Raw genomic sequence first — 24461 nt, 5'->3', positions numbered from 1 at the left:
GAAGCCGGAGCGGCGGTGAGGGGGCAGCTCCGGAGAAGTCTCGTCCGTCGAAGCCCCCTCACCTTCGGCTGCCGCCTCGCTCCGGCGACGACGCGGTCGCCGGAGCCCTCTCCCCGCGTGCGGGGAGAGGGAGTGCTGGGCTTACGCGCCGCCGCAGGTCTTGGTCTTGGTGTTGTAGTTGCCGCACTTGAGCTTGACCCAGTCGGCCTCGAGGTCCTTCGAGCCCTCAAGCTGCTTCGACCACGCCTCGCCGGGGATCAGCTTGTCGGTCTTCCAGACCACGTCGAACTGGTCGTTCGCCTCGATCTCGCCGATGAAGACCGGCTTGGTGATGTGGTGGTTCGGCAGCATGGTGGCGGTGCCGCCGGTGAGGTTCTTCTGCTCGATGCCCGGCAGCGCCGCGATCACCTTGTCGGGGTCGGTGGTGCCGGCCTTCTCGACCGCCTTCACCCACATGTTGAAGCCGATATAGCTGGCCTCCATCGGGTCGTTGGTGACGGCCTTCGGGTTCTTCCGGAACGCCTGCCACTTCTTGATGAACTCTTCGTTCTCCGGCGTCTTGATCGACTCGAAGTAGTTCCAGGCGGCGAGGTGGCCGACCAGCGGCTTGGCGTCGATGCCGGCAAGTTCCTCCTCGCCCACCGAGAAGGCCACCACCGGGATGTCGGTGGCCTTGATGCCCTGGTTGCCGAGTTCCTTGTAGAACGGCACGTTGGCGTCGCCGTTGATGGTCGAGACCACGGCGGTCTTCTTGCCGGCCGAGCCGAACGCCTTGATCTTCGACACCTCGGTCTGCCAGTCCGAGAAGCCGAACGGCGTGTAGTTGATCAGGATGTCCTCATCCTTCACCCCCTTGGACTTCAGGTAGGCTTCGAGGATCTTGTTGGTGGTACGCGGGTAGACGTAGTCGGTCCCCTCCAGCACCCAGCGCTTGGCCCCGCCGCCATCCTCCGACATCAGGTAGTCGACCGCCGGGATCGCCTGCTGGTTCGGGGCGGCGCCGGTGTAGAACACGTTCCGCTCGCTCTCCTCGCCCTCGTACTGGACGGGGTAGAACAGGATGTTGTCGAGTTCCTTGAACACCGGCAGCACCGACTTGCGCGAGACGCTGGTCCAGCAGCCGAACACGGCCGCGACCTTGTCCTTGCTGATCAGCTCGCGGGCCTTCTCGGCGAAGAGCGGCCAGTTCGAGGCCGGATCGACCACCACCGGCTCCAACTTCTTGCCGAGCACGCCGCCCTTGGCGTTCTGCTCGGCGATCAGCATCAGCATCACGTCCTTGAGGGTGGTCTCCGAGATCGCCATCGTGCCCGACAGCGAGTGCAGGATGCCGACCTTGATGGTCTCCTGCGCCCGGGCGGCGCCCGCCCCAAGCGTGCTCAGCGCGAGCCCGGTGGCCAGCGCGGCGGCTGACGCCCACGTTCCAAATGCTTTCACGGCGGTGCCCTTCGTCGTCTTCGTTGAGACGGCCCGAGGGCTCGCAAGTCGTGTGCCACATTATTAGGCAATAGCGCCCGCCGGGCCGGTAACTGCCCGTCCAGGCGCCGCCGGATCCGAGGTTGCGCCGGTCAGCCCAGCCGCACCCGCCAGATCTCCTCGGCGTAATCCCGCATCGCCCGGTCGGAGGAGAACCATGCCATGCGGGCGGTGTTGCGGATCGCCTTGGCCCACCAGCCGCGGGGATCGCGCCACGCGGCGTCGATTGACCGCTGCACCCGCCAGTAATCGTCGAAGTCGACGGTGAGCAGGTACTGGTCGCGTCGGCGCAGGTCGTCGGTGAGCGGCCGGAACCGGCCCGGCTCCTCCGGCGAGAACCGCCCGGAGGCGATCATGTCGAGCGCCGCCGCCAGCCGCGGCGAGGCCTGGATCGCCCTGGCCGCATAGTCCGGCTCGGCCTGCCGGGCCCGCACCCCGTCGGCCTCCAGGCCGAAGATGAAGATGTTCTCCGCTCCGACATGGTCGCGGATCTCGATGTTAGCGCCGTCGAGCGTGCCCACCGTGAGCGCGCCGTTGAGGGCGAACTTCATGTTGCCGGTACCCGAGGCTTCCAGGCCGGCGGTGGAGATCTGCTCCGACAGGTCGGCCGCCGGGATGATCGATTCGGCAAGGCTCACCGAGTAGTTCGGCAGGAACACGACCTTCAGCCGGTCGGCGACCTCGGGGTCGTCGTTCACCGCCTTGGCGATGTCGCAGGCGAGCTTGATGATGAGCTTGGCCTGCACGTAGCTCGGCGCCGCCTTGCCGGCGAAAATCTTCACCCGGGGCGTCCAGTCCCGGTGCGGCTCGGCCTTGATCGCCTGATACAGCGCCACCGTCTCGACCACGTTGAGGAGCTGGCGCTTGTACTCGTGGATGCGCTTGACCTGCACGTCGAACAGCGCGTCCGGATCGACGGCGATGCCGGTGCGCTCGGCGACGATCCTGGACAGGGCCTCCTTGCGCCCCCGGCGCACGGCGGCGTAGCGCGCCACGAAGGCCGGATCCTCGGCATGGGCCTCGAGGCCGCGCAGCAGCTCCGGATCGTCGAGGACGCCCGCCCCCACCGTCTCGACCGCGAGCCGGGTCAGCCCCGGATTGGCGTTGTGGAACCAGCGGCGGAAGGTGATGCCGTTGGTCTTGTTGACGATCTTGTCCGGATCGAGCGCGTGCAGGTCGGAGAACACCGTCGAGCGCATCAGGTCGGTGTGCAGCGCCGAGACGCCGTTGACCCGGCGCGCGCCGTGGAAGGCGAGGTGGCCCATCCGCACCCGGCGGCCGTTCGACTCGTCGATCAGCGAGATCGAGGCGAGGTAGGCGGCCTCGTCCGACGATCCCTGGCGGCCGTGCTTGGACTGCTCCTCAAGGTGCATCCAGTTGATCAGGTAGATGATCTGCATGTGGCGCGGCAGCAGCCGCTCCATCAGCTCCACCGGCCAAGTCTCCAGCGCCTCGGGCAGGAGGGTATGGTTGGTGTAGTGCAACGTGTTGGTGGTGACGTGCCACGCATCCTCCCAGGTGAGGCCGTGCTCGTCGATCAGGAGGCGCATCAGCTCCGGCACCGCGATCGCCGGGTGCGTGTCGTTGAGCTGGATCGCCGCGTGGTCCGGCAGGGACCGGACGTCGCCGCGCTCGGCCACGTGGCGGGCGATCAGGTCCCGGAGCGAGGCCGCGGTGAAGAAGTATTCCTGGCGCAGGCGCAGCTCCTGGCCCTCGGCCGAGGAATCGCTCGGATAGAGCACCCGGGAGATCGCCTCGGCGCGCATCCGCGCCGCGACCGCGCCGACATGGTCGCCGCCGTTGAACCGGGCGAGGTCGATCGGCTCGCCGGCCTCGGCCTTCCACAGGCGGAGCGCATTGACGTGGCGCCCGCGCCAGCCGGGCACCGGCACGTCGTGGGCCACCGCCCGCACGATCTCGGCCGGCTGCCAGTGCCGCCGGATCACCCCCTGCTCCGAGGACGACATCGTGACGGTGCCGCCGAAGCCGATCGCGTAAGCGGCGTCCGGCCGGACGAACTCCCAGGGGTTGCCCTCGGCGAGCCACGTCTCCGGCGCCTCGCGCTGCCAGCCATCCTCGAAGGACTGGCGGAACAGCCCGTGATCGTAGCGGATGCCGTAGCCCATCGCCGGGATGCCGATGCTGGCCATGCTCTCCATGAAGCAGGCGGCGAGCCGCCCCAGGCCGCCATTGCCGAGCGCCGCGTCGGGCTCCGCATCCTGGACGGCGTCGAGATCGACCCCGAGTTCCTTGAGCGCCGCCCGGGTCGCCTCGGTCAGGCCGAGGTTGTTCAGCGCGTCCGACATCAGCCGGCCGATCAGGAATTCCAGCGACAGGTAGTAGACGCGTTTGTTCGGCACGCCGCGCTGCGCCTCCATGCAGGCCGCCACGACCCGGTCGCGCAGCGCCAGGGCGGTGGCCGCGAACCAGTCGCGCGGGCGCGCCGTCTCGGGCGAACGCCCCAACCCGAAGGTGAGCTTGGCGCGGATCGATTCCCGCAGGTCCACCACCGCATCTCCGCTTGCGGAGAGTGTCGGGACAGTCCAAGACGCAGGCGCCGAGACCTCAGGTGCGTGCTCCTGGCGGGCCGAATCCTGTGGCGCGGGCCGGATCAGAACGTCATTCAACACGTGCGGGTCCCCCAAAGTCTGCGTCCCGGATCGTTGCCGGGGAAATCGTGGGCCGATTATCTCTTGTGTGGATTTCCGCCTCATGAACGGGCGGGCAATCCGGCCCCGAAGCGTCCGACTGTGCGGGACGCTTCCGGCGAAGTCGTGGCAGCGCTGCCCCGATAGAGCGCACGGGCACGGCGCCCAGCATATGACAGGTCATCGTGACATTCCAGTCACACCTGCCGGATAGGTAGTCCGCATCGCCGGTCGCCCGTGGACGGGCCCCCCTAGATCCGTGCCGGCAACGCGAGGGGCGCAGCATGAACGACACCGTCTGGTGGAAGCGCGGGACCGTCTATCAGGTCTATCCGCGCTCCTTTCAGGACACGAACGGCGATGGGGTCGGCGACCTGCCGGGCATCACGGCGCGGCTCGATTACCTCGCCTGGCTCGGGGTCGACGCGGTGTGGATCTCGCCGATCTACCCCTCCCCCATGGCGGATTTCGGCTACGACGTGGCCGATTATTGCGGCATCGACCCGCTGTTCGGCACGCTCGCGCAGTTCGACGCGCTGATCGCCGAGGCCCACCGCCGCAAGCTGAAGGTGATCCTCGATTTCGTGCCCAACCACTCGTCGATCGCCCACCCCTGGTTCGCCGAGAGCCGGTCGTCGCGCGCGAGCCCGAAGCGGGACTGGTACATCTGGCGCGATCCCGGACCCGATGGCGGCCCGCCCAACAACTGGGTGTCGAATTTCGGCGGCCCGGCCTGGACCCTCGATGCGGCCACCGGCCAGTACTACTACCACGCCTTCCTGCGCGAGCAGCCGGACCTGAACTGGCGCAACCCCGCGGTGCGGGAGGCCATGCACGCCGTGCTCCGCTTCTGGCTGGAGCGCGGGGTCGACGGGTTCCGGGTCGACGTGATCTGGCACCTGATGAAGGATGCCGGATTCCGCGACAACCCGGTCAACCCCGACTACGCCCCGGGCGCGCCGGAGATCACCCGCTTCCAGCAGGTCTACTCCGCCGACCGGCCGGAGATCTTTGACGTGATCGCCGGCATGCGGGATGTCCTGCGCGCCTACGGCGAGCGGGTGCTGATCGGCGAGATCTACCTGCCGGTGGAGCGGCTGGTCGCCTATTACGGGCCGGACCTCTCGGGCGCCGACCTGCCGTTCAACTTCCAGCTGATCCAGACCCCGTGGCGGGCCGAGGCGGTGTCCGAGCTCGTTTCGCGCTACGAGGCGGCCCTGCCCCCGGGCGGCTGGCCGAACTGGGTGCTGGGCAACCACGACCAGCCGCGCATCGCCGCCCGGGTGGGCGAGGCCCAGGCCCGCGTCGCCGCGATGCTGCTCCTGACCCTGCGGGGCACGCCGACTCTCTATTACGGCGACGAGATCGGGCTCGGTCCCATACCGATCCCGCCGGGCCGCGCGCAGGATCCCTGGGAGCGCAACGAGCCCGGGCACGGCCGCGACCCGGAGCGCACGCCGATGCAGTGGGACGAGAGCCCGAACGCGGGCTTCTCCACCACCGAGCCCTGGCTGCCGCTCTCGGAGGACTGGCCGACCCGCAACGTCGAGGGCCAGCGCTCCGACCCGGCCTCGATGCTCACCCTGCACCGGCGGCTGCTGGCTCTCCGCCGCGACCACGCGGCGCTCGCGGTCGGCGAGTATCGCGGCGTGCCCCTCGGGGCCGCAGAGGTCTTTGCCTACGAGCGCTTCGCCGGTGATGAGATCGTGCGCGTGGTGCTGAACTTCGGTGCAGCGCCGCAGAGCCTGCCGCTGCCGGAGGGCGGCTGGACGGTGCTGCTCTCGACGCGCGCGGGCCGTGCGGGCGACGCGATCCGCGCGAGACTCGCCCTCGACCCGGCCGAGGGCGTGATCCTGCGGCAGGCCTGAACGCCCGCCGCAGCGCGAATAGAAGCGTCCGGTCGGCCGAAAAACTCGTTTTGGGTGCGACTCTTGTTTCGGGTGCGACTCTTGCGGCGTTGCACTATGGCGTAACCGAAGCTTAACGCTGCGGATGGCCTATTTTGTGCGTCGCAACGGAACCGGCGCGGCGGAGGAGCATTAACCGTGGTTGAGATCGCGACAGCCGTGTCTGCCCGATCGTCTGCCAGACCGGGGCATCCCACCCGGCCAGGATCTTTGCCGATGCTCGATGCGCGCCGTGGTGGGTCCTTCGGGGACTGGTCGTCCGGCGCGGACGACGCGGCCCCGCCCATCACCCAGGCTGCCCGACCGGCCTCGCTGCGGCGCCGCATCCTCTACGCCACCCCCGAGATGGCCGATTTCGTGAAGACCGGCGGCCTCGGCGAAGTCTCGGCTGCCCTGCCCCGGGCTCTGGTGGCGCATTACGACATCCGCGTGCTGATCCCCGGCTACCGGCAGGTTCGCGCCGCCTTCCCGGAGATCACGGTGGTGGCGCGCCTCGACGGTTTCGCGGGCGTGCCGCCCTGCGACCTCGGCCTCGTCGAGGCCGCCGACGGCCTGCGCATCTACGTTCTCCTCAGCCCCGATCTCTACGAGCGCGACGGCACGCCCTACGGCGACCAGCACGGGGATTTCGGCGACAACGACCTGCGCTTCGCCCGCCTCAGCCTCGCGGCGGCCGAACTCGCCGCCGGGGCCGATCCCGACTGGGCGGCCGACCTCCTGCACCTCAACGACTGGCAGGCGGCGCTCGCCCCCGCTTACTGCGCCTGGCGCGGCCGGCGGGTGCCGAGCGTGCTGACGATCCACAACCTCGCCTATCAGGGCCTGTTCCCCCGGGACGCCCTGCCGCGGCTCGGCGTGCCGGATTCCGCCTTCCAGGTGGACGGTGCGGAGTTCTACGGGCAGCTCTCCTTCCTGAAGGCCGGGATCTACTACGCCTCGCAGGTCACCACGGTGAGCGAGACCTACGCGAAGGAGATCCAGACCCCCGAGATGGGCTGCGGCCTGGACGGGCTGCTGCGCACCCGCGCCGCCCAGGGTCGCCTCGCCGGCATTCTCAACGGCATCGACGAGACCTGGGACCCGAGCACCGATCCGCACCTCGCCACGCGATTCGAGGTCGACGACTGGAAAGGCAAGCGCGCCAATGCCGAGGCGGTGCGTCGGCAATTCGGCCTTGCGGTCTCCCGCGGGCCGCTCTTCGCGATCGTCTCGCGCCTCGTACACCAGAAGGGCATCGACCTCAGCCTCCAGGCCGCCGAGACCATCGTGGCCGGGGGCGGGCAGTTGGTGGTGATCGGCCAGGGCGAGGGCCGGTTCGAGCAGGCCCTCCACGGCCTCGCCCGGCGCCACCCGGACGCGGTCGGCGTGCATGTCGGCTTCGAGGAGGCGCAGGCCCGGCGGATGTTCGCGGGCAGCGACTTCCTGCTGATGCCCTCGCGCTTCGAGCCCTGTGGCCTCGCCCAGATGTACGCCCAGCGCTTCGGCTCCCTGCCGATCGTGCGCCGCACCGGGGGGCTGGCCGACACGGTCGAGGACGGGGTGACGGGCTTTACCTTCGCGGAGCCGTCCGCCTCCTCCTTCGGGATGGCGGTGCGGCGGGCGCTGGAGGCGTTCGGCCAGAAGAAGCGCCTCAACGCCATGCGGCGGCGGGCGATGGCGGCCCGCTTCGGCTGGGACCAGGCCGCCGACAACTACGCCGCGATGTATGGCCGGGCGATCGGCAACAGCATCGCGCTCCGCTGGCGGGCGGCGTAGGGATTTCGCCACGGCCTTTTCCTGGGCGCATGCAGCGACAGCGGAATGCGACCCGGGATCCAGCGCAGGACTCCGCGCAGCGTCTACCGGAATCAACCCGAGCCGCTTTCGCGGCGCTTTGTGTGCTGGATCCCGGATCGGGATCCGCTGTCGCTCCACCTGCCCGGGAAAGGGGTGCGCCATGCCGTTGGGGTATGCCAACCTCACGCCGTCAGCTCGGCCAAACACCTTCAAAGGTTTGAGGCGCCGGCCTTCATGAAGGCTAGCGCCCCTTTCTGAAACCGGGTTCCTCTCTCCCGACCCCTGCTGACGCAGAGGGCGCCCATTGGGCCACCCTCCCCCGCAGAGGGGGGAGGGAGACCGGCGCGCTGAACCGCCCTCACCCCTCCAGCAGGAAGATCATCGTCGCCAGCGGCGGCAGGGTGAGCGACAGGCTCTGTCCCTGGCCGTGGCTCGCCTGATCGTCGGTGTGGCTCCCACCCGCATTGCCCAGGTTCGAGCCGCCGTACACACCGGCATCCGAGTTGAACGCCTCGCGGTAGAAGCCCTTCTGCGGCACGCCGATCCGGTAGCTCTCCCGCGGCACCGGCGTGAAGTTCGACACCACGATCGCGACCTCGCCGGGTTTAGCCCCCTTGCGCGCCCAGGCGATCACGCTGTTGTCCTGATCGTCCGCCACCAGCCACTGGAAGCCGGTATGCTCCACGTCGCGGCTGTAGAGCGCCGGCGTCGAGACGTAGAGATGGTTCAGGTCCCGCACCACGCTCTGGACGCCCTTGTGCAGGGGATCCTCCAAGTGGTGCCAGTCCAGGCTGTGGTCGTGGTTCCACTCCCGCTCCTGGCCGAACTCACCGCCCATGAACAGCAGCTTCTTGCCGGGATGCCCCCACATGAAGCCGTAATAGGCCCGGAGATTCGCGAATTTCTGCCAGCGGTCGCCCGGCATCTTGCCGAGCAGCGAGCCCTTCCCGTGCACCACCTCGTCGTGGGACAGCGGCAGGATGAAATTCTCTGAGAAGGCGTAGAGCAGTCCGAAGGTCAGGTTGTGGTGGTGGTAGCGGCGGTGGATCGGATTCTCCTGCATGAAATGCAGGGTGTCGTGCATCCAGCCCATGTTCCACTTGAAGCCGAAGCCCAGCCCGCCCGTATAGGTCGGGTGCGAGACGCCCGGCCAGGAGGTCGATTCCTCCGCCACCGTGATCGTGCCCGGGGCGTGGCTGTAGGTCGCCTCGTTGGTCTTGCGCAGGAAGTCGATGGCGTCGAGGTTCTCGTTGCCGCCGTAGCGGTTCGGGATCCACTCGCCCTGGCGGCGCGAGTAGTCGAGGTAGAGCATCGACGCGACGGCATCCACGCGCAGGCCGTCGAGGTGGTAGTGCTCCAGCCAGAACCGGGCGTTGGCGGCCAGGAAGGTCGCCACCTCGGTCCGTCCGAAATTGTAGATGTAGGTGCCCCAATCCTGGTGGAAGCCCTGGCGCGGGTCGGCGTGCTCGTAGAGATGCGTGCCGTCGAACAGGCCGAGGCCGTGGGCGTCCAGCGGGAAGTGGCCCGGCACCCAGTCGAGCAGCACGCCGATGCCGGCCTCGTGGGCGGCGTCCACGAAGACGGCGAAGTCCTCGGGGCTGCCGAAGCGGCTCGTCGGCGCGAACAGCGACACCGGCTGGTAGCCCCAGGAGCCGTCGAACGGGAACTCGGTGATCGGCAGCATCTCGATATGGGTGAAGCCCATATCCTTGACGTAGGGGATCAGCCGGGAGGCCAGCTCCCGGTAGGTCAGGTAGCGGTTGCCCTCCTCGGGCACCCGCGCCCAGGAGCCGAGATGGACCTCGTAGACCGAGATCGCCGCGTGGCGCGGGTCCTTGGCGCCGCGAGTGCTCATCCAGCCGGAATCGCGCCAGTCGAACTCGCCGGCCCCGTGCGTGACCGAGGCGGTCTCGGGCGGGTGCTGGGCCGCGAAGGCGACCGGGTCGGCCTTGAGCGGGATCAGCGACCCGTCGGGGCCGCGGATCTCGAACTTGTAGCGCACCCCGGCCGTGAGCCCGGGGACGAACAGCTCCCAGATGCCGCCGTCCTGCCAGAGGCGCATCGGGTGGCGCCGCCCGTCCCAGTCGTTGAAGTCGCCGACCACGCTGACCTTGCGGGCATTGGGCGCCCAGACGGCGAAGCGGAAGCCGTCGATCCCGTCGAGCTGGCCCGACTGGGCGCCGAGGATCCGCTGGACGAGGTTGGTGCCGACCTCGCGGAGCGCGGCCACGTCATACTGCTCGATCGAGGAGCCGAAGCCATAGGGATCGTAGCGACGGCGCTTCGACCCGTCCCAGGACTCGACCTCGATCTCGTAGAGGGGCCGGTGCTCGCCCTCGACCCGGGCGACGAAGAACCCGTCCGGGTGGCGCTTCTCGAACGGCGCGGTGCGGCCGTCCATCACCAGGGTGGCGGAGCGCGCTTCCGGCAGAACGGCGCGGACCTCCCAGGCCTGCGGCCCGACCCGGTGAGGGCCGAGCACCGCGAAGGGATCGCCGTGGCTCGCCCCCATCAGGGACGCGATCGCGTCCGGGTGGACGCTCGGGGCCGCCGCGGCGCCGCCGGAGCCCGGGACGTCCGCATGCCGCGCCGCTCCCGCTTCCGGGTCGGCCCGTCCTGCGAAGGTCTCGTCGATCGCCGTCATTCCGTTGCTCCGGGCTCGTTTCGGTCCGCGTCCAGAATGGTGAGAACCCCGCGGGCGGGAATTTCGATCCAGTCCGGCCGGTTGTTGGCCTCGTAATCGACCTCGTACAGGGCCTTGGTCAGCAGGCAGAGGCGCAGCAGCCGGTCCCGGGTGTCCGGGTCGGTCACGGCCGCCCGCGAACCTTCGATCGCGGCCTCGTAGCCGGCTAGGAACGCCGCCTCGATCATGCCGCGCCACGCGGTCGCGGCGCTGCGCGCCCGCTCCTCGGAATCGGCGAACCGGGCGGTGATCTCCCGGATCACCGTCTCGGCACCGTACGCGAAGGAGCGCATCAGCCCGGCGACGTCCCGCAGGGGCATCGACTTGGCCCGGCGCTCGTCGGCCGGCCGCGAGGGCTCGCCCTCGAAATCGACGATGATCAGGTCGTTCTCGGCGACCAGCACCTGCCCCAGGTGATAGTCGCCGTGGATGCGGGTCTTGTGGGCGCCCCGGGCCGGCTCGGCGGAGAGCCGCTCGATCAGCGCCTCGACCTCCCGGCGGCGCCCAGCCAGCTCCGCGCAGGCGGGCCTCCCGGCATCGAGGCCGCGCTCGGCCTGCCCCTTGAGCGCCCGGAAGGCGCGCTCGGCCTGATGGCGGGCGTCGCGCGCCAGCGCCGCGAGGTCGCCCTCCTCGAACGGCTCGGCCGCGAAGGCCGGGTCGTCGGTCTCGACGGCGAGCGCCGCGTGCAGCTCGGCGGTGCGCCGTCCGAGCAGGTCCGCCCAGGGCCGGTGGGCCTGGAACGCCTCCTCGGGGGTGGCGGCCTCGCTCTCCGGCGTCAGCACCACGGTCTCGAAGTCCCGGCGCAAGCCCTCGAGCATCAGGGTCCAGGCGTCGCCCTGGTTCATGACGAACTTCTGCAGGACCGCCAGCGCCGTGCGGGTGCCGTCCTCGGCCACGTGCTCCAGGGTGCCGAGCAGCGCCGGCGTGTTGGAAAACCCCGCCTGCTCGGTGAGGAAGCGCCCGACCTCGATCTCCGGATGCGTGCCCGGCTGCAGCCGGCGCAGCAGCTTGAGCATCATCTTCGAGCCGATGGCGATCGAGGTGTTGCTCTGCTCCGCCGAAAGCCGGCGGATATCGGCCACGTCCACCGTGATCTCCGGGTCGAAGGCCGAGGTGGTGGCGAAGACCAGCCGCCCGCTCTCCGTGGGAATCTCGGTGCCCTGGCGCATGTCGTCGATCAGGCAGGCGGCGAAGTCGTTGGAGCCGGACGCCCCGTAGAGCAGGCCGGTGCGCGGACCCCGGCGCACCCGCGCCACCGCGAAGGGCAGCAGCGTCTCGTCCTCGCGGCCCTCGTCGACGCCGACCGGCACGAAGTACTCGTGGCTCTCGCCGTTGGCGAGCTGCACCTGCAGCCGCGGCAGCAGGAAGCGCGCGCTGCCGTCGACATCCTTCAGGGCGGCGCAGTCGACGACCTTCACGGCCTTGATCCGCGAGCCCTTGGCGCCGAACCAGCGCCGGCTGATCAGGAAGGCGGGCACGACGGTGCGCTCGAAGGCGACGCGCTCGCGCCCGCTCATCAGGGTCTCGATCTCGCCGGTGAGCACCAGGGTGAACAGCTCCGGTGGCTCCTGCTGCGGCCCGACCGTCCCGGAGCGCGCGGCACTCAACGAGAACCAGTAGAAGCCGTAGGACGGCAGGGTCAGCAGATAGGGCAGGTCGCCGATCGGCGGGAACTCGGTGCCGCCGGTCAACTCGATCGGCACCGCGGTGCGCAGCTCCGACAGGTCGAGCTGCACCGCCTGGGGGGCGCGCGAGAGGTTCGCCACGCACAGGATCCGCTCGTCCTCGTGCTCGCGGATCCAGGCGAGCACCTTCCGGTTGCTGGGATACAGGAACTGGATCGTGCCCCGCCCCAGGGCGACGCTGTTGTTGCGGATCGCGATCATGCGCCGCGTCCAGTTCAGCAGGCTGGTCTGCGCCTGGATCTGTGCCTCGACGTTGATCGCGTCGAAGCCGTAGATCGGGTCCTGGATCGCCGGCAGGAACAGTTTTTGAGGGTTCGCCCGGGAGAAGCCGCCGTTGCGGTCCGGGGTCCATTGCATCGGCGTGCGCACGCCGTCGCGGTCGCCGAGATAGATGTTGTCGCCCATGCCGATCTCGTCGCCGTAGTAGAGCACCGGCGTGCCCGGCATCGACAGGACGAGGGACTTCATCAGCTCGATCTTGCGCCGGTCGTTCTCGAGCAGCGGCGCGAGGCGGCGGCGGATGCCGAGGTTGATCCGGGCGCGCCTCTCGGCGGCATAGAACGACCAGAGATAGTCACGTTCCTCGGCGGTGACCATTTCCAAGGTCAGCTCGTCGTGGTTGCGCAAAAAGATCGCCCACTGGCAGCCGTCCGGGATCTCCGGGGTCTGGCGCATGATGTCGGTGATCGGGTGCCGGTCCTCCCGGGCGATCGCCATGTACATCCGCGGCATCAGCGGGAAGTGGAACGCCATGTGGCATTCGTCGCCGTCGCCGAAATACTGGGCGGTCTCCTCCGGCCACTGGTTGGCCTCGGCGAGCAGCATCCGGTCGGGATAGCTGGCATCGAGTGCGGCGCGAATCTTCTTGATGACGTCGTGCGTCTCCTGGAGATTCTCGCAGTTCGTGCCGTCGCGCTCGATCAGGTAGGGGATCGCATCGAGCCGCAGGCCATCGACGCCCATGTCGAGCCAGTAGCGCATGGTCGCGATGACGGCTTCCAGCACCTTCGGGTTGTCGAAGTTGAGGTCCGGCTGGTGGCTGTAGAACCGGTGCCAGAAATACTGCTTGGCGACCGGGTCCCAGGTCCAGTTCGAGGCCTCGGTGTCGAGGAAGATGATCCGGGTATCCCGGTACGGCTCGTCGGTGTCCGACCAGACGTAGAAGTCGCGCTCGGGCGAGCCGGGGGGCGCCTCCCGGGCGGCCTGGAACCAGGGGTGCTGGTCGCTGGTATGGTTGATCACGAGTTCGGTGATCACCCGCAGGCCCCGCTCGTGCGCCGCCGCAACGAAGGCCCGGAAATCCTCCATGGTCCCGTAGGACGGGTTGATGCCCTCGTAATCGGCGATGTCGTAGCCGTCATCGCGCAGGGGCGAGGGGTAGAACGGCATCAGCCAGATCGCCGTGACCCCGAGGTCGCGCACGTAGTCGAGGCGCTGGGTCAGGCCCTCGAAGTCGCCGATCCCGTCATTGTTCGAGTCGAAGAACGACTTGACGTGGATCTGGTAGATGATGGCGTCACGGTACCATTGCGGGTCGCTGCGATCGATCATCGCGTCGCTGCCTCATCGGTCAAATCGGACGGGACCGGCGGGGGAACCAACCGGGGCGCGGGCGGGCGGCCGCCGCGCGGGGACCAGGGCCGGTGACGGGGATGCCCGCCGCCGGCCTCAACTGCCATGATCGAGTGCCACGGGCGGCCTCAACCCGCAACCCGCCGCGGCGCCCGAAGGCGCCAGATGATGCAGGATCGCTCGGCCGGATCGAGGGCGATCCGGTGGGTCCTGCCGCGCAGCTCGAACGTGTAGCCCTGGAGCAGGTCCTCGACCTCGACGGCGCCGTCGTCGGGCAGGCCGAACAGCCAGAGCGGGACCTCGTAGGTGCATTCCTGGCGGTTCTTCGGGTCGAGGTTGACCATGGTGAAGACGCAGTTGTCGCGCTCCGGCGTCGCCTTGGCGTAGGCGATGATGCTGTCGTTGAAGGCGCCCGTGAAGGTGACATTGCGAAAATCCCAGAGGGCGGGGTTTTCGCGCCGGATCTTGTTCAGCTTGACGATGTGCTCGCGGATGTTGCCGGGCCGGTCGTAGTCCCAGGCCTTCAGCTCGTATTTTTCCGAGTTCAGGTACTCTTCCTTGCCGGGATAAGGCGCCGCCTCGCACAGCTCGAAGCCGTTATAGATGCCGTAGACCGACGACAGGGTGGCGGCCAACGTACCCCGGATGATGAATCCGGCTCGCCCACTGGTCTGGAGGAAGTACGGGTTGATGTCGGGCGTATTCGCAAAGAAATTCGGGCGGTAATACTCGCCCATCTCGCCGGCCAGCTCCAGGGCGTAGTCGGTGAGCTCCTGCTTCGTGTTGCGCCACGTGAAGTAGGTGTAGCTCTGCTGATAGCCGGCCTTGGCGAGCTTCTTCATCATCTTCGGCCGGGTGAAGGCCTCGGCGAGGAAGATCGCGTCTGGATACTGGCCGTTGACCTCGCCGATCACCCATTCCCAGAACGGGATCGGCTTGGTGTGCGGATTGTCGACCCGGAAGATGCGCACGCCCCGCGCGCACCAGCCGAGCAGGATGTCGCGCAGCTCGATCCAGAGCGAGGGCAGGGCGCCCCCGTAGAAATGGACGTTCGAGATGTCCTCGTACTTCTTCGGGGGGTTCTCGGCGAATTTCAGCGTGCCGTCGGGGCGCCACTCGAACCATTCCGGGTGGTTCTTGATCCAGGGATGGTCCGGCGAGCACTGGATCGCGAAATCCAGCGCGATCTCCATCCCGTAGGCGTGGCTCGCCGCCACCAGCCGTTCGAAATCCTGGAGCGTGCCGAGGTCGGGATGCACGGCCTCGTGGCCGCCCTCCTCCGAGCCCACCGCGTAGACCGAGCCGACATCGCCGGGCTCGGCCTTCAGGGTGTTGTTCTTCCCCTTGCGATTGGTCCGGCCCACGGGGTGGATCGGCGTGAAGTAGAGGACGTCGAAGCCGAGCTCGCGGATCTCGGGCAGGCGCCGGATCACGTCGTCGAAGGTGCCGTGGCGGTTCACGTCCATCGACTGGGAGCGCGGAAAGATCTCGTACCAGGCGGAGAACCGGGCCGCGAGGCGGTCGGCGATCACCGGCAGCGTCACGGGATAGCGGGTGAGGTTCACCCGCTCGGCGTTCCGCCGCACGAGGCTCGACGCGTCGGGCTGGAGGATCCGGTCGAGCTGGGTGGCGGAGCCGGTCTCCTCGGCGGCCAGCGCTGCCACGAGCGCGGCGAGGCGCTCGGCGTCGCGGCCGCCGCGGGTGCGGGCCAGGGCGGCGGCGGTCCCGACGAGCGTCACGCCCTCGATCGTCTCCAGGCGGACATCGACGCCGGCGGCGCGCTTCTTCAGGGTGTCACGCACCCAGGACGAGAAGGCGTCGCGCCACGCGATCAGGGTGAACTCGTAGCGGGCGTTCTGCTCCAGGGGGAATTGCCCGGCCCAGCGGTCGTTGTCGACGAAGACCATCGGGTCCTCGCGCCACACCTCATTGCCGGCGACCCGCGACAGGATCGCGGCGTCGATGACCTCGTGGCCGTCGGAGAAAATGTCGGCCTCGACCCGCAGGGATTCGCCGACGATCCGCTTCACCGCCGAGCGGCCGCCGTCGATCTCCGGGCTCACGGCCTCGATCACCACGCGGCCCTCGCCGTCCGGGGTGCCCCGCGTCGGCTGACGGGCGACCGCCTGGGCGCTGGCGGCGAGGATGCGCAGCTCGCCCGGCATCAGGTCGATGGCGCTGCCGGGATGGAAGGCGATCGGCTCGGCCTCCGGGGTCCGGTCGACGAAGGTGCCGAGCATCCCGCCGGTGCGGGCGATGAGCGCGCCGGCCTCCACGGGCACCGGCTTGTCGGTCGGGTTGTAGAGCACGATCAGGCTGTGCTGCGCCGAGGCCGGATGGCCGGTGTCGAAGCGGGCGAGCGCCACCAGATCGCTGTCGGGCGACGAGATCCGGATCTGCGCGCCCTCGACATTGGCGGCCGGCAGCTCCGCCCGCAGGGCGTTGATCGCCCGGATCGAGGCCGAGATGTCGAGGCCGGTCTCGTTCTCGCGGTCGCGCGGGGTGGTCTCGACCACGTGCAGCGCCCGGCGGTAGCCCCACTCGTATCCGATCGGCATCAGCACGCCGGCCGAGAAGAAGGCGGCGAGCGTGTAGCGGGTGCGCAGATGGGCCGCCACCGCCTCCGGGCCGCCGCCGATCTCGGCGGCGAGGCGCTTCATGTCGTGGTTCTCGGGGAAGGCGATCGAGGGCGCCAGCACCCGCAGGCGCTCGTACTGCTCGAGCGCCCAGGGCTTCTTCAGGTCCCACCACGCGAAGGAGTTGAACAGGTAGTCGAAGCCGGCGCCGGCCGTGGCCCTGGCCTCCTCGAAGGTGCAGCCCAGGGTCTCTGCGGCGAACAGGCAGGCGGCGTCGCGCTCCTTGGCCTGCCCGATCAGGATGCGCCACGTCTCCGGCGGCACCTTGTAGGCCGCGTCACAGCGGAAGCCCGCCACGCCGAGTTCCTGGAGATGTGCCACGTAGGCGCCCCAGATCCGGGTCAGCTCGTCCCGGGCGGCCGGCGTGTGGTAGTCGAGCTCGGCGAGATCGCCCCAGACGGTGCGGATCGACGGATCGTCCGGATCGACCGCGGCCGGGTGCATGATCGAGCCGTCGGGCTCCTTCATGAACAGGTCGGGCCGCTCGGTGGCGAGGCGCGCGTTGTCGGCGGTGTGGTTGATGACGAGGTCGGTCATCACCGACAGGCCCAAAGCCTGCGCGGCGGTGCAGAAGCGGCGGATCTGCTCGTCGTCGGGCGTGCCGTCGGGGTCGCGGAAGCGCTCGTCGAGACGTTCGGGATCGGCCACCGCGTAGAGGCTCTTCGAGCCGCCGGTCTGGTGGAACGGGTTGAGATAGACCCAGTCGAAACCGAGGCTCGCGATCCGTGGCAGTTCGGCGATCCAGTCCGAAACGCGTCCGACCAGGAGCGGGAACAGGTTGTAGATCCGCGGCCCTTCGGCCCGGGGCGCGAGCGAAGCCGGCAGGACGGCCTCGGCTCCGGACGTCGCGGCGGCTTTGGTCGGTGCGTTCATGCGGCCCGTCGGCTCCCGTTCCCTGTGTCGTAACGCCCGAAGCGCACGGGTGTGCCGCGCGATCTGGCGGGACGTGTCTCACCAGAGTTACATGACAGGGCTGCGGAGAGTGCTGCCAACCGCGCGCCCTCCCTCCCCCGCAAAGGGGGGAGGGAGAGGCGGATGCGGCGGCTCCCTCACGCCTCCCGCCGCAGCACCACGTAGGGCAGCGCGCGCAGGAGGTCGCCGAGGTCGGCCCCCTCCCCTTCGCTCACCACGACCCGCCCCGTCGCGAGATCCCGCCAGCGTGTCCCGGCCCCGAGATCGACCCGGGTGCCCGCAAACGCCTCGCCCGACCAGACCGCCTCGCCGACGAGGCCCGCGAAGAGCCGCGGCACCGCCACGAACAGGTCGCCGCTTTCCTGGCCAGGATCGGTCCGCCTATAGGCGATGACGCTGCCGGCTCGCGGACCCGTTGCGTCGACCGGCTCGTGAGCGGCGCTGGCGTAGAAGTCCGGGCGCTCGGCCCGCTCGGTGAGGAGCCGCGTGAGCGTCGCCTGCTTCACCCGCCCGTCCGGCCAGTCGGCCAGCAGGGCCGCCGGTTCGCCGCCCTGTTCGAGCATCCGTTCCAGCGCCGGGTAATCCACCGGCCGGCGGTTGTCGGGATCGACGAACGAGAAATCCCAGATCTCCGTGCCCTGGTAGGTGTCGGGCAGGCCCGGCAGGGTGCATTTCAGGACCGTCCGGCCGAGGCTCGCCAGCATGCCGAGATGGGCGAGCCGCCGGGCGAAGGGCCGGAGCTCGCTTAAGAAATTCGAGCCCGGGGCGATCAGCGCGGAAAAGAGCTTCTTGACCGCGCCCTCGTAGACCGCGTCGACATTGACCCAGCTCGACCGGCGCTTGCCCTCGCGCATGGCCTTCTCGCCGTAGGCGATCAGCCGATCGCGGAAATCCTCGATCGCCCCGGGCTCGTCCCGCTCCAGAAGTTCGAGCGGCCAGGCGCCGAGGATTCCCTGGAAGAACATCCACTGGTCGTTGGCGTCGGGGGCCGGCTCGCCGTCGATCCGGGCGAGGTGCGGTCCGGCCGTCCGCTGCCACAGGTCCCAGGCGCCGGCCCATTCCTCGGGGATCTCCGAGAGGGCGAGCAGCCGGGTGCGGGCATCCTCGCCGCGCTTGGTGTCGTGGGTCGCCGTGGTGATCATGGCGTTCGGCCAGTCCCGGGCGCGGGCGACCTGCAGGTCGTGGAAATGCTCCGCGTCGATGCCGTACTCGCCCGGATCGCCGCCGACCTCGTTGAGGCCGAGCAGGCAGCTGTACCGGTAGAACAGCGTATCCTCCAGGCTCTTGGCCATGACCGGGCCGGTGAGCTGCTGGAACCGGCGGCGGAAGCGCAGCACCACCCGCGGATCCGGCCGGCCCGGTCCGACCGTCTCGATCCGCCCGAGCAGGACCTCGGCGGCGAAGTCGTGGACCGAGCGATCGGGCAGGCTCGACCAGCGCTTGGCCTTGGCGACCGCGCCCTCGATCAGGCGGACATCCTCCGGCTCGACCTCGCCCTCCTCCAGCTCCGCCGGCAGGTAGCTCCGGTAGGTGGGAAAGCGCGCGATGATCTCGATCAGCGCCCGGCGCAGGGCGTTGACGGTGAAGTCGCGGGTGCGCCGGTCGGCATCGGCGACCTCCTTGAGATCGGAGGTCAGCACCTCCAGTTCGCTCGCGAAGCTGATCTCGAGGATCTCCGCCTTGGCGGCGCGGAGCTGGAAGCCGTAGGGCTCGTCGAAGCCGGTGGCCCAGGTGTAGAGCCGCTCGACCTTCCCGCGCCGGGTCTTGTCGACCAGGATCCCGTCGAGCTGGTTGAGCACGTCGTAGCCCGTGGTCCCGGCCACCGGCCAGGGCCGCAGCCGCTCCCCCGGCTCCAGGATTTTTTCCACCACCACGTAGAAGCCCGGCCCGACCGCCGCCTGCAGCGCCCGCGCGTAGCCCAGCGGGTCGGCCAGGCCGTCGATGTGGTCGATGCGCAGCCCGTCGATCCGGCCCTCGCGGACGTGCCGGAACACGGTCTCGTGCGAGCGGTGGAAGATGTCGGACAGCTCGACCCGCAGGCCGGCCAGGGAATTCACGTCGAAGAAGCGGCGGTAGTTGATGTCGCTCGACGCCACCCGCCAATGGGCGAGCCGGTAGGCCTGCGCCTCCAGGAGACGGTGCAGCGGCCCGAAGCTGTCCGGGCGGCCCTTGAAGCCGTTGAGCAGCGCGAGCGTGCTGGCGGTGGCCTCCTGGATCAGCGGCGACACGCCGTAGATCTCGGCGAGCCGGCGCTTCAGCCCCTCGGCCTCCTCGGGAAACCCCTTGCGGCGAGTCTCGTCGGCGTCGATCGCCATCGCCCGCAGCCGCTCGGAGATGGCGAGCAACTCCGCGGTGGTGTCGTCGTCGACCGCGCCGATGGCGGCGATCACCCGGTTGAGGATGGTCGGGTAGCTCAAGGGCCGGATCGGGAGCTGGTGCTCGTAGTGCCAGACGCTGAAGGCGCCGGTCTCGGCGTCGAACTTCAATTCCAGCGTGCCCTTCTCCAGGGCCTCGCCGTAGCGGTCGCCGAGGAACGGGATCACGAGGTTGCGCCCGGCCCCGAGGCGCTGCCAGTCGATGTCGAAGGCGTCGGCGTAGGGCGAGAGCGAGCCCCATTCGAGCACCGAGAGCCACCACGGGTTGTCGGACCCGCCGACGCCCATGTGGTTCGGGACGATGTCGAGCAGCAGCTTCAGCCCGTGGGCGTGCAGCGTCTCCGAGAACCGGATGAAGTCCTCCTCGCCGCCGAGCTCCGGGTTGATCGCCCCGTGATCGACGATGTCGTAGCCGTGGGTCGAGCCCGGCCGCGCCTTCTGGAGCGGCGAGGCGTAGATGTGGCTGATCCCGAGTGTCTTCAGATACGGGACGATCCGGCCCGCATCCGCGAAGGTGAATTCCTTGTGGAACTGCAGCCGGTAGGTCGAGCGCGGCGGCGGCGCCGCCAGCCGCGCCGTGCCCGAGCGCGGGCCCCGTGCCTCGGACGACAGGGCGGCGGCGAGCTTCGCCAGTGGGCCGCCGGGGGCGGCGATGTCGGCGAGATCCCGGTCGAGCTTGCGCCGCCAGTTCGGGTAGCCCTCGGTCGAGCCCGGCACGTTGGCCTGGGCGAGTTCCGAGACCACGTCCTCGTACTGGACGGCCGTGAGCATCGCGGGCGCACGGGCGAGGTAGCGGGCGGCGGCCTCGAAGGGCGCGGCCTCCGGGGGCTCGGCGGAGGGGATGAGCTGCTCGGCCGCCAGCGCCTCGGCGAGGCGGCGGCGCTCGACGACGCGCTCGGCCCGCTCGGCCTCGGCTCGCTCCTGATCGTAGAGGCCGAGCGACTGGCGGGTGTCGCTGTCGACCCCGCGCCACCAGCCGACGAAGGTCGGCAGGTCGTGGGTGGTGATGGCGGTGAGGGCGTCCCGCGGATAGGCCGAGGGGGCCTTGAATCGTCCGTCCGCTTCCCGCTCGAAGGCGAGGATCCGGTAGCTGAGCACCCCGGCCCGCATCAGGGCGTCGGAGAACCCCTCCGGTGCCGTGCCGAGATCCTCGGCGATGACGAGGCACTTGTTGCGGTGGCTCTCCAGCCGCAGCACCGCCAGCATCGGCTCGAACGGCATGGCCACATAGGCGCCGGCCTGGGCGCCCTGCCCGAGGGGGATCAGGTAGAGCCGGGCGAGCTGGAAGGCGTGGTCGATCCGGATCGCGCCCGCGTGGCGCATGTTGGCCTGGACCAGGGCGCGGAAGGCCGCGAGCCCGTCGCGCTCCATCGCCAGCGGGTCGAAAGCCGGCAGGCCCCAGTTCTGGCCCTTCGGCGCCAGCAGGTCCGGCGGCGCGCCGATCGAGACCTTGTCGGCGAAGCGCTCCGGATGCGACCAGATCTCGGAGCCGCCCCGGTCGGCGCCGACCGCGAGGTCGCGGTAGAGCCCGACCCGCATGCCGGTGCCGAGCGCCGCCGCGGACGCCTCGGCGAGCTGCCGGTCGGCGAGGTATTGCAGCCAGGCATGGTAGCCGACCGCCTCGGCGTTCCCGGCCGCGAAGGCCCGCACCGCCTCCGTGCCGGCGCGGCGATAATCTTCGGGCCAGTCGCCCAGCCAGTGCGCGCCCTGCCCCCGGAAATGCTCCGACAGGGCCTCGAAGATCGCGTGGGCTTCGAGATCCGCGCCGCCCTCCCGGCGGAAGTGCTCGAAGCCGGCATCGGTGCCGGCCCGGGCGGGCGAGTCCGCCCAGAGGGCGCGCAGCACCGGATCGAGCACGTCGTGCACGCCCTGGTGGTCGACGAGGGCGGCTTCGCGCAAAGCCGTGATCGCGTCCTGCCGCTCGGCGAGCAGCGCCTCGGCCCGGGAGCCGGCAAGCCCCGGCAGGCTGCGCGGGGCGATGAACAGCGTCTCGAGGAACAGGCGCGAGGACGGCGAGTAGGGCGAGATCTTGGTCCGGTCGGAGCCGAACAGGGCGTGGACCGGGCTGAGGCCCAAAAAGGCCGCCCCGCGCAGGGCGGCCTCGCGGGCGGCCTCGCCGGCATCCGCGTAGGTGCCGATGCCGATATTGGTGGCCGAGCGCAGGCCGTAGAGCTGAGCGGCCAGCCCCCAGTCGGAGGCCCCCTCCTCCGTGTAGGGGCGCGGGCGCCAGCAGCGCTGCGGCGCGGCGATCACCCAGGCCTCGGTGCGGGTCTGCCCGGCCTGCACGATGAGGCGGTGATAGCCCGGCGTCAGCGGCGGCAGCTCGAAGCCGGGATCGGACCCCTGAGGATTGGCCCGTCCCTCGCGGGCGGTGCCGCGCTCGTCGATGAGGCGCCAAACCAGCGTGTGCGGCACGCCGTTCTGCGGGTGCACCGGCACGCGGGCCGACCGGCGGGCCTCCACGGGCAGGAGCGGCGGGATCAGGCCGCGGCGCAGGCGCTCGACATCAGCGAGGCTCCCGGCGATCGCCGCCTCGTCGTCCACCGCGAAGCCGAGGGCCGCGAGCAGGCCGCGGCGCACCTCCAGCGAGGTCTCGACGGGCTTGCCGAAGGCGTCGGTGTAGCCGCCGGCGACGCCGACGAGATCGGCCAGCTGTTCGAGGGCGCTCACGACCGGGCCTCCGTCAGGAACACGCCCGTCCAGGACGGCAGATCGCGTCCCGCCCCGTCCGGGGCGTTGGTCCAGACCACGCGGGCGCCGCCCGGATCGAGCGCGAAGGGCTCGGTCCCGAGATTGGCGACGAAGCGCAGGGTGCCGGCGCCGAAGCGCCACGTGCAATCGACCACGTCCGCCCGCGGCAGGGTGGCGGCGGCGCCCGCGTAGCCGGACTTCGCCAGCGGCACGACCACGTCGCGGCGCAGACCCAGGAGCCGGGTCGTCTCGGCCAGCACCTCCCGGTGCGGCGAACGCTCCCGCTCGGACCAGTCGAGCTTCGAGGCCTCGAAGGTCTCGCGCTCCGTGGGATCGGGGATCTTCCCGGTGTCATCCGCGAAGGCGGCAAAGCTTTTGAATTCCCGGCGACGGCCGTCGCGCACCGCCGTGTTCAGCTCTTCGTCCGGCGCGAAGTCGACGAAGAACAGGAACGGCGCCGAGGCCGACCATTCCTCGCCCATCCAGAGCATCGGGATCTGCGGTGCCAGCAGGAAGCCGGCCCGGGCGAGATCAAGCTTTTTTGGGTCCGCCAGATGGTTGAGGCGCTCGCCCAAGGCGCGGTTGCCGACCTGATCGTGGTTCTGGAGGAAGGTTACGAAGGCCGAGGGCGGCAGGTGCCCGGAGGGCTCGCCGCGCGGGTGGTTGTCCAGCGTGGAGAAGGGCTCGCCCTGATAGGCAAAGCCCTCCGCGAGGCAGCGGGCAAGGTGCGCGACCGGTTTGTTGGCAAAGCTCTTATAATAGCCGGCATCCTCGCCGGTCAGCAGGACGTGCCAGCAATGGTGCAGGTCGTCGGCCCACTGGGCGTCGTGCATCTTCGGGCGGCCGGCGGCGTCGCGCTCCAGCCAGCGGGCCTGGTTGGCCTCGTTCTCCAGCATCAGGTGGATCTGCCGGTCCGGAAACGTCTTCCGGATCGTCTCGCCGAGTTCGGCCAGGAAGTGGCGAGGCGAATCGTCGAGAATCGCGTGGACGGCGTCGAAGCGCAGGCCGTCGAACCGGTACTCCTCCAGCCAGTACAGGGCGTTCTGGATGAAGAACTGCCGCACCGTCGGGCCGCTCTCCTTGCCGTCGAAATTGATGCCGGCGCCCCAGGGCGTGTGGTGGCGCTCGGTGAAGAAGGTCTTGGCGTAGGCGTGGAGGTAGTTTCCGGCCGGGCCGAAATGGTTATAGACCGCGTCGAGATAGACCATCAGGCCGAGCCCGTGGGCGGCGTCGATCAGGCGCTTGAGGTCGTCCGGGCGGCCGTAGGCCCCGTCCGGCGCGTAGGGCAGCACGCCGTCGTAGCCCCAGTTGCGCGAGCCCTTGAAGTCGGCGAGCGGCAGAAGCTCGATGGCGGTGACGCCGAGCGCCTTCAGGTCCGGCAGCCGGGCCTGCAGGCCGGCATAGGTACCCTCCGGCGTCGCGGTGCCGACATGGCACTCGTAGATCACCGCCTCCTCGAACGGCCGCCCGGCCCAGCCCGCGTCGGACCATGCGAAACCGCGCGGGTCGATCACCTCGCTGAGACCCGACACGTCCTCCGGCTGGAAGCGGGAGGCGGGATCGGGGGCGACGAGGTCGCCGTCGATGCGGAAGCCGTAGCGGGCGCCGGGCTTCACCCCGGGCAGGGCGGTGCGCCGCCAGCCGCCGCCGGATTCGGGCAACGGGTGATCGATGCCGTCGACGACGAGTTCCACGCGCTGCGCGGTAGGCGCCCAGAGGGCGAAGCGGACCCCGCCCCCGACCATCTCGGCCCCGAAATCCATGCTGTGGGCGCGCCGCATTGGGCCACATTCCTCGTCATTGGCCGCGCGCCAAGGGCGCAAGCGCAGCAGATCATCCGTCGTGGGAGAAGGCCCCGGGGTCGATCCGGTTCCCGCAGCGCAGCTATGGCGGGCGCGGGGTGTGGCAATGGGGGGACGGAGGGCTCCGCGTCTCCCTCCCCCCTCTGCGGGGGAGGGAGAGCACGTGGGGCCGTCACCGATCCTTTTCTGGAACGATGCCGCCCCCTACGGCCCCGGCACGCACCCGCCCCTGCTCCCGCCCTCCGTCTCCGTGCTGGTGAGCACCCGAACCGTACGCCCCGGCAGCGGCACGGCCGGG

At 69.9% G+C, this 24461-nt stretch carries 9 protein-coding genes; 2 read left to right on the top strand and 7 right to left on the bottom strand.

Annotated features, from left to right (window positions below; all coding sequences use genetic code 11):
- Window positions 1–141: 141 nt before the first annotated feature.
- Both urtA and MKK75_RS34865 read right to left on the bottom strand, forming a co-directional pair.
- A complete protein-coding gene (gene urtA, locus MKK75_RS34870) occupies window positions 142–1437 on the bottom strand; it encodes an urea ABC transporter substrate-binding protein (RefSeq protein ID WP_244047044.1) in 1296 nt (431 codons plus the stop codon).
- 131 nt (window positions 1438–1568) lie between these two features.
- Window positions 1569–4106, bottom strand: coding sequence for a glycogen/starch/alpha-glucan phosphorylase (locus tag MKK75_RS34865; RefSeq protein ID WP_409567652.1), 2538 nt, complete (start codon window positions 4104–4106; stop codon window positions 1569–1571).
- Between the two features lie 302 nt (window positions 4107–4408).
- Here MKK75_RS34865 and MKK75_RS34860 point away from each other — a divergent pair, with 302 nt between their 5' ends.
- Both MKK75_RS34860 and glgA read left to right on the top strand, forming a co-directional pair.
- Window positions 4409–5992, top strand: coding sequence for an alpha-amylase family glycosyl hydrolase (locus MKK75_RS34860; protein WP_244047042.1), 1584 nt, complete (start codon window positions 4409–4411; stop codon window positions 5990–5992).
- A gap of 255 nt (window positions 5993–6247) precedes the next feature.
- The gene (gene glgA / locus MKK75_RS34855; RefSeq protein ID WP_244047041.1) at window positions 6248–7786 is read left to right on the top strand and encodes a glycogen synthase GlgA; all 1539 of its coding nucleotides are present in this window, start codon (window positions 6248–6250) and stop codon (window positions 7784–7786) included.
- Between the two features lie 379 nt (window positions 7787–8165).
- Here glgA and glgB read toward each other — a convergent pair whose 3' ends face one another.
- The 5 genes from glgB to treZ all read right to left on the bottom strand — a co-directional run bounded on the left by glgB (window position 8166) and on the right by treZ (window position 24142).
- Entirely contained in the window at window positions 8166–10451 is a 2286-nt protein-coding gene (glgB, locus tag MKK75_RS34850) for a 1,4-alpha-glucan branching protein GlgB (protein WP_244047040.1), read from the bottom strand.
- Window positions 10448–13726, bottom strand: a complete 3279-nt coding sequence (gene treS / locus MKK75_RS34845; RefSeq protein ID WP_244047039.1) for a maltose alpha-D-glucosyltransferase — start codon at window positions 13724–13726, stop codon at window positions 10448–10450. Before treS ends, glgB begins: the two co-directional genes overlap by 4 nt.
- Window positions 13727–13875: 149 nt before the next feature.
- Window positions 13876–17256, bottom strand: coding sequence for a maltotransferase domain-containing protein (locus MKK75_RS34840; RefSeq protein WP_244047038.1), 3381 nt, complete (start codon window positions 17254–17256; stop codon window positions 13876–13878).
- 176 nt (window positions 17257–17432) lie between these two features.
- Entirely contained in the window at window positions 17433–22340 is a 4908-nt protein-coding gene (locus MKK75_RS34835) for a malto-oligosyltrehalose synthase (RefSeq protein ID WP_244047037.1), read from the bottom strand.
- Complete coding sequence (gene treZ, locus MKK75_RS34830) at window positions 22337–24142, bottom strand: malto-oligosyltrehalose trehalohydrolase (RefSeq protein ID WP_244047036.1); 1806 nt, start codon at window positions 24140–24142, stop codon at window positions 22337–22339. Before treZ ends, MKK75_RS34835 begins: the two co-directional genes overlap by 4 nt.
- Between the last annotated feature and the right edge of the window lie 319 nt (window positions 24143–24461).

Origin of the sequence: Methylobacterium sp. J-030, assembly GCF_022829545.1 — a bacterium.
In the GTDB taxonomy this organism is placed as follows: Bacteria; Pseudomonadota; Alphaproteobacteria; order Rhizobiales; family Beijerinckiaceae; genus Methylobacterium.
Note: the sequence above shows the minus strand (reverse complement) of the source record. Positions and strands in the feature narration are given on the sequence as shown.

What these genes read in the sequence shown, in the direction of transcription:
- treZ (WP_244047036.1), bottom strand. Translation starts at nt 24,142, where the DNA reads ATGCGGCGCGCCCACAGCATGGATTTCGGGGCCGAGATGGTCGGGGGC.
- MKK75_RS34840 (WP_244047038.1), bottom strand. Translation starts at nt 17,256, where the DNA reads ATGAACGCACCGACCAAAGCCGCCGCGACGTCCGGAGCCGAGGCCGTC.
- MKK75_RS34860 (WP_244047042.1), top strand. Translation starts at nt 4,409, where the DNA reads ATGAACGACACCGTCTGGTGGAAGCGCGGGACCGTCTATCAGGTCTAT.
- glgB (WP_244047040.1), bottom strand. Translation starts at nt 10,451, where the DNA reads ATGACGGCGATCGACGAGACCTTCGCAGGACGGGCCGACCCGGAAGCG.
- treS (WP_244047039.1), bottom strand. Translation starts at nt 13,726, where the DNA reads ATGATCGATCGCAGCGACCCGCAATGGTACCGTGACGCCATCATCTAC.
- glgA (WP_244047041.1), top strand. Translation starts at nt 6,248, where the DNA reads ATGCTCGATGCGCGCCGTGGTGGGTCCTTCGGGGACTGGTCGTCCGGC.